A 10,867-nucleotide genomic window follows, 5' to 3' on the forward strand; every position below is an offset into this window, starting at 1 on the left:
TTTACTAACCGCTTGATTAAAAACCTTACACTCAAAGCTGTAGTTTTTTTTATTCTGATTGCTGCTTTTGGCGGCACAAGTAACTCCTTTGCCCAGCAAAATCAAGCGGTAAACCTCAAAGACACCACTGCTGCAAAACAACCTGCCCGCCCGCCGGCCCGCAGAAAAGATTCTGTTACCGTACAACAATCATTGTATCCATTAGGTACACGCAACAGCCGTATGCTGGAGGGGGTATTAGAACCCGACCCTCCAAACCTGGTGCGCACCATTACTTATGACGCTGCAACCAACCGATATATATTGATTGAAAAGGTTGGTAACCTGTATTATAGAGCGCCGCAATACCTAACCTTCACACAATACCTCGACTTAATGCAGCGGCAAAACCAGCGGCAGTATTTCCAGCAGTTGTCTGATAACTATGCCTATGCTTCACAGCAGCCGGGTTTTATACCGCAAATAAACATCCGGAGCAGAACCTTTGAGCAAATATTTGGCAGTTCAGTAATTGATATCCGCCCGCAGGGATCGGCCGAAATGATTTTTGCAGGCCAGGTTAACAGTAACCAGAACCCGCTGCTTAATACCAAGCAGCGCAGTGTGTTCAATTTTAATTTCGATCAAAAGATCCAGATGAACGTGGTGGGTAATATTGGCGATAAATTAAAAATCTCTACCAATTACAATACCGATGCTCAGTTTCAGTTTGATAACCAGGTTAAGCTAGACTATACCGGCCATGCCGATGAGATCATTCAGAAAATTGAGGCGGGTACGGTAAGCATGCCGCTAAATACCTCGCTTATTACAGGTACGCAGGCCCTGTTTGGTGTAAAAACTAAACTGAAGTTTGGTAACCTCGATGTAACCAGTATTTTTTCACAACAACGGTCGCAATCAAAAACCATTACCATAACCAATGGGGCGCAACAGGGTAATTTTAAACTTACCCCCGCAGATTATGAGGCGAACAAGCACTACTTTTTAGCCCAGTTTTTTAGAGATAATTATAACAAGGCGCTGGCTAATATTCCCATTATCAGCTCTAACGTAAACATTACTAAAATTGAGGTGTGGACAACAAATCGCAGCAGTACCACAACAGACTCGCGCGATATCATGGCTTTCCTGGATTTGGCCGAAAACAAGCCGTATAATACTAATTTAGTAAGCGGGGCGGGCGGCTCGGGTTTACCGGCCGGTTTCCTGAGCAATAATTTTACGCAGCAATCTAATAACCTGTTAAAAAATATAAGCACTTTACCGGGTAACCCAAAATACACCAGTTCTAGCGCCATTGCACAGTACTTTCAGTCGAGCGGGGCTACAGATAACTACGCCAAGCTTACTTATGCCCGGAAGTTGACAGATAAGGAATTTACGCTGCATCCGCAGTTGGGATACATTTCCTTAAATTATCCCTTAAATAATGATGAGGTACTGGCTGTAGCATATCGCTACACCTATAACGGGGTTGAGTACCAGGTTGGTGAGTTTTCTACAGATGTGCCTGTAGACCCGGTTAACCCCAAAACACTATATGTAAAGTTGTTAAAAAATACAGTGTTAAAAACGGGTTTACCCACCTGGAAACTGATGATGAAAAACATCTATTCGCTTGGTGCATACCAGATCAGCCCTCAGAATTTTAAGGTGACGATTTCCCGCCTGGATGAAAAATCGGGTATCGCAAAGCCAATAATGGACGAGGGAACCAAAACCAAAAGCAAACTCTGGATTCAGCTTGCCGGGCTTGATAACTTAAACCAGCAAAATGATAAGGTACCCGATGGCTATTTCGATTTTTTAGAGGGCATCACTATCGATTCGCAAAACGGGCGGATCATGTTCCCGGTAGTAGAGCCTTTTGGTTCTGACCTGGCCAGGCAGTTTGCGCCGGGTGAAACAGATCTCATCAGCCGGTATACCTATCAGCCTATATATGACTCTACCAAAACCATTGCACAACAGTTTTTTCCCAATTTAAACAGGTATGTTATCCAGGGTACTTACTCATCGCAGGGTGGTTCAGAGTATCAGCTTAATGCCTTAAATATTCCGCAGGGCTCGGTAATTGTAACAGCCGGTAGTTTAAAGCTGACAGAAGGAACCGACTTTAGCGTAGATTATAACAGCGGCCGGATCCGTATTATTAATACGGCATTGCTGCAATCGGGGCAACCCATCAATGTAACGGTAGAAAACAATGAGCTGTTTGGGGTGCAGCAAAAAACCCTGTACGGTACCCGCCTGGATTATAAAATGAATAATAACCTGAGGCTAGGCGGTACTATTATGCACCTTACAGAGCAGCCCATTACACAAAAGGAGATTGTTGGCCAGGAGTCGATATCTAATACCATTTGGGGTATGGATGCTAATTATAGTTCGGCCTCGCGGATGTTAACGCGGCTGGTAGATAAAATACCCGGCATTAATACCAAGGCGCCATCATCTGTTACATTTAACGGCGAATTTGCCCAATTATTACCCGGTAGCCCGAGCGCACTAAACTTTGCAGGTTCAAAAAAGGGGACATCCTATCTGGATGATTTTGAAAACAGCACCTCGGTTATTGATATTAAAAGTGCAATTAGCTGGCAAATTTCGGGAACGCCGCAAATGTTTCCCGAGTCGCAAAGCTTCAATGATTTAAGTTATGGTTATAACCGCGCCTTGCTCGCGTTTTATAATATAGACCCTATATTTTATACCAATACCAGCACAGTATTAACAGGCAATACCAGGGCCGAACTATCAAACCATTATGTACGTGAGGTATTGCAAACAGAGGTTTTTCCTTACAAACAATCGGTAACCGGCACCCCGCTTATTTTGCCAACGCTCGATCTTGCCTTTTATCCTACCATACGTGGCCCGTATAACTATACCACAACAGGGATAAACAGCAATGGTACTTTGCAAAACCCGCAGAGTCGCTGGGGGGGCATGTTCCGCAAAATAGAGACCAATGATTTTGAATCGCTTAACGTAGCCTATATTTCATTTTGGGTGATGGATCCTTTTATTTACAAACCGCACTCTGCCGGTGGCGATCTGTATTTTAACCTGGGTAGTATATCTGAAGATATTTTGAAGGATGGCCGTAAAGGTTTAGAAAACGGCTTGCCTGTAAACGGCGATCTAAGTACAGTTGACGAAACCACCTGGGGCCGTGTACCACGTTTACAGCCGGTTATCAATGCTTTTGATAACGACCCAAATTCGCGAAAGTTGCAGGATGTGGGTTTGGATGGTATGAATGACGTTGATGAGCAAAGAAAGTTTGCGCCATTTGTACAACAGGTAAAAGGTGCTTTAACAGCCACAGCGGCTGCGGCTGTAACCGCCGATCCATCGTCTGATAATTATGTATATTATCGCGGCCCGCAGCTCGACCAAACCAATGCGGGGATATTGCAGCGTTACAGCAAGTACAATAATACAGAGGGTAACTCTAAAACGGCAGAGCAATCAAAGGCCGATCTGGGCCTGGAAACATCGGCTTCTACTTCACTGCCAGACGGTGAGGACATTAACCGGGATAATGACATGAGCCAGGATGATGAATACTTTCAGTACAAAGTATCCATGCGCCCGCAGGATTTAACGGTTGGGCAAAACTTTATTAATGACAAAATTACATCGCAGGTAAAGCTGGCTAATGGTACTACACAAGCTGTTACCTGGTATCAGTTTAAAATCCCTATTGCTAATTACACTTCTAAAACCGGTAATATCGAAGATTTTAAAAGTATCCGTTTTGTGCGGATGTTTATGACCAACTTTGCCGATACTGCCGTTTTACGTTTTGCCAGCTTACAGTTTGAACGGGGCGAATGGCGTAGTTTTAACTCTGAGAATAGCAATGTAAATGTAATTGCCGATCCGGCTATCGTAAACCCACCGCTGGATAATTCGAATTTAGATGTAACTACCGTAAGTATTGAACAAAACGGTACACGCTCGCCTATACCATACGTTGTGCCGCCGGGTATTACCCGCCAGCGCGATTACAACAATTTGCAAACCAATACACAGCTAAATGAGCAATCGCTTTCGGTTGGGGTAACCAACCTGCGGGATGGCTACTCGCGGGCAGCCTACAAATTGTTTAGTACCGACCTGCGATCGTACAAAAACATTAACATGTTTATCCATGCCGAAGGCACTTCGGTTAAAGATAATGACCTAAGCGCCTTTATCCGCCTGGGGGTGGATTACCAGGATAACTATTACGAATATGAAATTCCGCTAAAGGTAACACTGGCCAATACCAGCGACCCCAACGCGATATGGCCGGATGTAAACAGCTTGAACATAGCGCTCGACCTTTTAACCAATGCTAAGCTGGCGCGTAACCATGCCAGGCTTAACGGGCAGCCATGGCCACTTACAGTGCCCTATACCTTAATGGACGGCAAAAATAAAGTAACTATTAAAGGCCAGCCGGATCTGAGCAGGCTGGTAACGATTATGCTTGGGGTGCGGAACCCCTATAAAGGAAGTAATACCAATACTACAGACGATGGGATGGATAAAACCGGCATTGTATGGTTTGATGAATTAAGGCTTACCAATTTTGATCAGCGGGGCGGTTGGGCAGCAACAGCCAGGGTAAATGCAAAGCTGGCCGATTTTGCTGATGTTACCGTAGCCGGAAGTAAGAGTACTGTTGGCTTTGGTACAATAGACCAAGGCGTGAGCGACAGGAGCAGGAGTGACAACCAGGCTTACGATGTGGCCACAAATATGGAGCTTGGCAAGTTTTTTCCGGATAAGAGCGGGATCCATATCCCGGTTTTCGTAAACGTATCTTCACAGATGAGTATGCCGCAGTACGACCCATCGCAGCCTGATATCTTACTGAAAACTTCGCTCGACGCAGCAACGAGTCAGAAAGAACGAGACTCGATAAAAAGTGTGAGCCAGGATTACACCATACGGAAAAGCATCAACCTGACCAATGTACATAAATCTAAAACTACAGCATCTGCACCCAACCATTTATGGGACATTGAGAATTTTAATACTACGTTATCATACAGCCAATATGAGCATCATGATTTTACCACGCAAAACGACCTGGAAAAAACTTACCACGTAGCGTTTGCCTATAATTACAATAATCAGCCTAAATATTACAGCCCTTTTGATAAGGTGATCAAAAATAATATGCTGGCGCTTTTCAGGGATATTAACTTTAGCATCCTGCCATCGAGATTAAACCTTGCCATTAATTTCGATCGTTTTTACTCGGAGAATACCCTGCGGAATAACGACCCGAATAATTATATCCCGATACCTACAACGTTTAATAAAAACTTCCTGATAACTCGCGTATATGGCATAGGCTGGAACCTGACCAAAAACCTGCAGATGGATATTGATGCTACCAACCTGTCTGTAGTTGATGAACCTGCCGGCCGTGTTAACGGCCTTAAGCGCGATACCCTATGGGACAACCTATTGAAACTGGGGCGCACCACCAATTATAACCACACGCTCAACTTTAATTACAACGTGCCGTTTAACAAAATACCCGGTTTAGATTTTATGACCATGGTGGCACGTTACAGCACACACTTTAACTGGCAAAGCCAGCCCGAGTTTGCGCTCAACAGCTCGGCATATGATGTGGGTAACAGTATCCAAAACTCGCGTACGGTGCAGTTTAACCCAACGTTGAACCTCATGACGCTGTATAACAAGTTTGGTTTTATCCGCAAATCGGGCAATAATCAGCTGGATAAAAAGGGCGGCGGTTCGGCAGCAGATTTCTTTATAGGTGTTTTAACCAGTATTAAAAACATAAGCGGTACCTATACCCGTACAGAAGGTACATTTTTACCGGGCTATCTGCCGCAATCAAACCTGGCAGGGCAGGATCTTAATTATAATGCGCCGGGCATCGGTTTCTTGCTGGGCAGCCAGGCCGATTTGCGCACCAAAGCAATAGCCAACGGGTGGATCTCTACAGATACGTTACAAAATCAGCTTTATGTAACCACACTTAATGAGGATATGCACTTTAGGGCAGTAATAGAGCCATTTAAAGATCTGCGGATAGAACTTACCGCTCTAAAAACACAGGATAGGACTTACCAAAGTAATTTTAAATACGATGTAACCACCAATAGCTTTCAAAATCAAAGCCCAATTACATCTGGCGATTACAGCATATCATACATGACCATAGCTACCGCATTCTCCAAGGTATCCGGGGTTGATAATACATCAAAGCCATACCAAAAAATGCTGGATAACCGGGCTATTATTTCACAGCGGCTTGCCCAGGCAAATCCAAACTCTAAGGGGCAAACAAACGGGTATGCCGATGGCTATAGCGCTACCCAGCAAAATGTACTGATCCCGGCATTCCTTGCGGCTTACGGGGGTAAAAATGCATCCAGCGTGAGCCTTAATAATTTCCCGGCCATACCGATACCCAACTGGCAGATCACCTATAATGGCTTAAGCCGATTGCCTTTTTTCCAGGAACTGTTTGATTCGTTCGATCTGCGAAACGGCTACAGGGCCACATTTACCGTAAACAGTTATAACACGTTACTGCAATACAAAGAGCAAAATGGCGCTTCTTTTGCCCGCGATGTAAACAACGACTTTTTACCGTTCTACCAATTTTCGCAGGTTACTATATTTGAACAGTTTGTGCCTTTGCTGGGGGTCGATATCAGGTTTAAAAACAATGTAACCACCAATTTCGAATACCGTAAAAGCCGTACCTTAAGCCTAAGCCTGCTTAACAGCCAGCTGGCCCAGCAAAACGAAAATATTGTGGTGTTTGGCTTTGGCTACCGTACCCGTAATTTCAGGTTCCCGTTTGGTTTGTTTAGTAATATGAAGCCCAATAATGATGTTAACTTTAAGCTGGATATTGCAGTGCGCGATAACAAAACGCTGATATACCGCGCCGATATTGTAAGTGCCGAAATATCGTCGGGTGCGCAGAATATTACCTACAGGCCGTCTATTGATTATGTGATCAATCAGCGGTTTAATATGAGCATCTTTTACGATTCTAATATTACCAAGCCTTATACATCGCAGTCATTTAATACCGCTTTTAGCAACTTTGGTATCAACCTAAAACTATTGCTGCAATAAAAAAGCACCGCCGTTACCGGCGATGCTTTGATTTGAATTTTAAGCTGATTACATTTTTTGTACGCTGCCAGAGCCTACTTTGTGTTTAGTAACTTCGGCATTGCCGCTATAATACACATTACCTGCACCCACTAAGGTTGCGTTAATAGACTTGTCGGCTTTGATATAAACATTGCCAGAACCACTAATAGTAATTGAAGCAGTTTGTGTACTGAAGTTCTTGGCTTTAATTTCTCCCGAGCCGCTGATAAAAGCACTTACCGAAGCAGCGCTTCCGCTGATATCAATACTGCCCGAACCGCTTAACCTGGTAGTAAGTTCGTTGCTAACCTTTGCAGTAGGGATAGTAATCGTGCCAGAACCGCTTAGGATAGCTTTAAAATCGCTGGCGGTAACGGTACCTTCAACAGTTGTATTGCCGGAACCGGCGTTGGCTATCGAAGACAATGTGCGGGCATAAATAGTAACGTCGGCTGTTTTAACATGATAGTCTTCTCTTTTTAAACTAAAGCCGGGCCTTTTAAAACGCACCGTTAATGAGCCGTTATCAACTACGGTTTCTACCTTGTCAATATATTCGGCATCAACGCTTAGTTTAACACCTTCTTTATTGCCCAATATAACACGTACCTTAAACGGGCCTGCAATTGAAACACCGCTATAGCCGGCAACATCGCGTGTTTGCTCGGTTACAGCCTGGGCCGAAACATGTAGTGCTGAAGCCATAAATGCTATGGCTGATAATAAAGTAAAAGCAAATTTTTTCATAATGCGATATTCGTAATTTTATATAAGACGTAAAAAATGATAAACAGTTGCGTTGGTTAACTGCTTTTTTGGATTGAGGGGAAGCGTTTTACTCAGCAATTAATTATTTGCCTTTTTAGAAGCTTCTTTTAATTGGCGCTTCATTTCCTTTTTTTGCATGCGGATTGCCTTTTTCTGTTTGCGTTCAATCACATTTTGTTTGTGTTGGTCTAAACGGGCTTTCATGTTTTTTTGCGAAGCATCATCAAGCCCAAAACTTGGTTTAATGCCGGCTAGCAAGGTATGCCATGCGGTTTTAAAGAATGGATATTCAACAGGGCGCTGATAAACTACCGGGATTGACCGTGGCTGGGCATTGTCATTATCGGGATTGTTGTGTTTAATAATAAGCGCATTGGCAAAAAACGAGGCAATGGTCATGTGCCGCATTTTAAGTTTAGTGGTATCGGCCTTTAGTAGTTGTACTTTTAAATCGTGATACAATAAGGTAACCTTGCCGGTGGCACCATCACTGTTGCCATGCATGTCAAAAGATAAACTGTTTAGCCTGCCCGATGTAATGAGTACTGATGCCAGTGGTTTAGCAGCAGGGTTAATAGCAGGCAGGTTCATGCTGCCCAGTTTGCCATTGTAGCTATACGAGTGTAATTTATCAGTAAGGTTAAAGTTAAAATCAACATCCAGGCTTCCCTTGTTCATAAACAAGGTATTGAGCTGTATTTTACAAATGTTGTTTTTTACCAATGCTGCAGAATCATTGGTAACATTATAAAGATGCCCTTTTACCCGGTTAAACTTTATGATGCCTGCTCGTTTAGTTTTAAGGTTATACTCTTCGTAGCTCGCGTTTATACCGTGCAGGCTAACGGTATCAATTTTAATATCGGGCAAAAAGAAAATAGCAACATTAGGGAATGTGCGGATCTTGTCAGTTTTTAAACCTCTGGGGTCAGTGCGTGGGTTGCCGAAGATATTGATAGCGCCGTTGGTTAAAATGAGATTCGAAGCGTTTACCGTGTGATATTTATTATAAATTTCGAAATCGAAATTATTGAGTTGCAACGAGTCGAGGTGCGATACAAACCGGTCTCTGTAGGTGTGTTCAAAAAACTCGTCGGGATCGCGGGTGGCTATTAACGAACAATCGTAGGCATTAAGCTGCGATGTACGGGTAGAGAAAGTAAGCTGTTTGGCCTTGTACTTATACAGCCCATTTGCAGATTGCCCGATATAGTTATTAAGCTCGGCATTCATTTCGCGGCAATATAAAAAGCGGCTTTTATCAAACTGCGTAGCCGAATCAATCAGCAGGTCAATTGCATTTAAGTTGAGGTCATTCAGTTCAGATACGGCAACCTTTGGCCCCTTGTGGTTTTCGTACCGCAGCTTTACATCGTTAAGCATCACCTTGCCAATGTGGATCATTTTTAACGATTTTGATATCTGCTGATACAGCGTGCGCTTATCTTTAATTACAGTGTCTTTGGCGTGGTTAAGCTGGTAAGATACCCGCAGTGAGGGTGCGCTCAGTACAATTTCGCCAATATCTAACTTGTGCTTAAAATAAAGGCTGAATGGGTGGATCTGCTTTAAGATTAGTTTTTTTACATGCAGCTCATACAGGTTATTAGGTGCCAGGTGCGCTTTTTTAAGGGCCAGGTATACGGCAGTGTCGGGCTTTAGGGTAATATTATAGATAACAATCTGGCCTTTTAATACGTGTAACTGCGCATCATCAAAGTTAACCTGGTACAGGCTATCGGTACTGTTGGTAACAGTACTCTTTAACTTGTCTGACAATATGGGCGACCAATACCTGTTGACCAGCATGGCGGCTATTAAAACCAAAATTGTAATGACGAGCAGCGAGAAAAATAATACTTTGTGCCATGTGCACTTTAAAAACTTTAACGCCATTAATTATTCCTGGTTTACTTTTTTGTTAGCCCGTTTTAGCGGCTTATCTTTTTACTTTTTTACATTTTCCGCGATGCCTGTTCGCGCCTCTTTAAACTTAGGAAATTTATCCCTTACATTGGTAATACTGGTTTATTATTAACGGCTTGTTTACTAATAACGTTTGTTTGTAGGTAAATAGCAATCACACTCATAAATATCTTTTATTAATTTATCAATCAGCTTTGTAGGCAACTGTATAATCATCATTTTGTTAAAAGCTGACAAACTGTCATTGTGTATTTGTTTTTTATGTATTTTTGCAAACATTTTTAATTGATAATACTGATGATGGATTTGGTACTTCCGGATAAAGCGCATGATGAGGGCAGGCAGGGCGAGGCTTTAATGCTGGAGACTGCTGTTACAAAAAACGGACGTAAACTATACATTGAAAGCTATGGCTGTGCCATGAATTTCTCTGATAGCGAGATCGTAGCATCTATTTTATTAGATCAGGGTTTCGAAACTACCAATGATTATACAATTGCTGATGCCATTTTTATTAACACCTGCTCTATCCGCGAAAATGCGGAGGTGCGCGTGCGTAACCGCCTTAAAGAGTTTAAAGTTGCCAAGCAGCGTAACCCCGGTATGGTGGTAGGGGTATTAGGCTGTATGGCCGAACGCCTGAAAGCAAAATTTTTAGAAGAAGAAAAACTGGTAGACCTGGTAGTAGGCCCCGATGCCTACCGCGATTTACCAAACCTGATAGAGCAAGCTGATGGAGGACAGCGTTCGGTTAATGTATTGCTATCCCGCGAGGAAACTTACGCCGATATTAGCCCGGTAAGGCTAAATACAAACGGTATTAATGCCTTTGTATCAATTATGCGCGGTTGCGATAATATGTGTTCGTTTTGCGTGGTGCCGTTTACCCGTGGCCGCGAACGTAGCCGCGATGCCATATCTATTGTAAAAGAATGTACCGACCTGTTTAACGAAGGCTACCGCGAGGTTACTTTGCTGGGGCAAAATGTGGATTCGTATAAATTCACCCCTCCCCAACCCT

The 10,867-nt window shown here is 43.2% G+C and carries 4 protein-coding genes; 2 read left to right on the forward strand and 2 right to left on the reverse strand.

Annotated features, from left to right (window positions below):
- Window positions 1–12 precede the first annotated feature (12 nt).
- Window positions 13–7,131: a T9SS outer membrane translocon Sov/SprA gene (gene sov / locus RG47T_RS24255; RefSeq protein WP_245770793.1), complete on the forward strand. Its 7,119-nt coding sequence runs from the start codon at window positions 13–15 to the stop codon at window positions 7,129–7,131.
- 48 nt (window positions 7,132–7,179) lie between these two features.
- On the opposite strand, the gene RG47T_RS24260 is transcribed toward sov, so the two are convergent.
- Together RG47T_RS24260 and RG47T_RS24265 are read right to left on the reverse strand one after the other, a co-directional pair.
- Window positions 7,180–7,899 carry a head GIN domain-containing protein gene (locus RG47T_RS24260; protein ID WP_074492632.1) on the reverse strand — a complete coding sequence of 240 codons (720 nt, stop codon included), beginning with the start codon at window positions 7,897–7,899 and terminating at the stop codon, window positions 7,180–7,182.
- Between the two features lie 99 nt (window positions 7,900–7,998).
- Window positions 7,999–9,816, reverse strand: a complete 1,818-nt coding sequence (locus tag RG47T_RS24265; protein ID WP_139235662.1) for an AsmA family protein — start codon at window positions 9,814–9,816, stop codon at window positions 7,999–8,001.
- Between the two features lie 327 nt (window positions 9,817–10,143).
- Between RG47T_RS24265 and RG47T_RS26915 the strand changes: the two genes are divergently transcribed.
- On the forward strand, window positions 10,144–10,867 hold a 724-nt coding region (locus RG47T_RS26915; protein ID WP_253187553.1), incomplete at its 3' end, for a radical SAM protein.

This window comes from Mucilaginibacter polytrichastri (assembly GCF_001911425.1).
GTDB classification, from domain to species: domain Bacteria; phylum Bacteroidota; class Bacteroidia; order Sphingobacteriales; family Sphingobacteriaceae; genus Mucilaginibacter; species Mucilaginibacter polytrichastri.

What these genes read in the sequence shown, in the direction of transcription:
- RG47T_RS24260 (WP_074492632.1), bottom strand. Translation starts at nt 7,899, where the DNA reads ATGAAAAAATTTGCTTTTACTTTATTATCAGCCATAGCATTTATGGCT.
- RG47T_RS24265 (WP_139235662.1), bottom strand. Translation starts at nt 9,816, where the DNA reads ATGGCGTTAAAGTTTTTAAAGTGCACATGGCACAAAGTATTATTTTTC.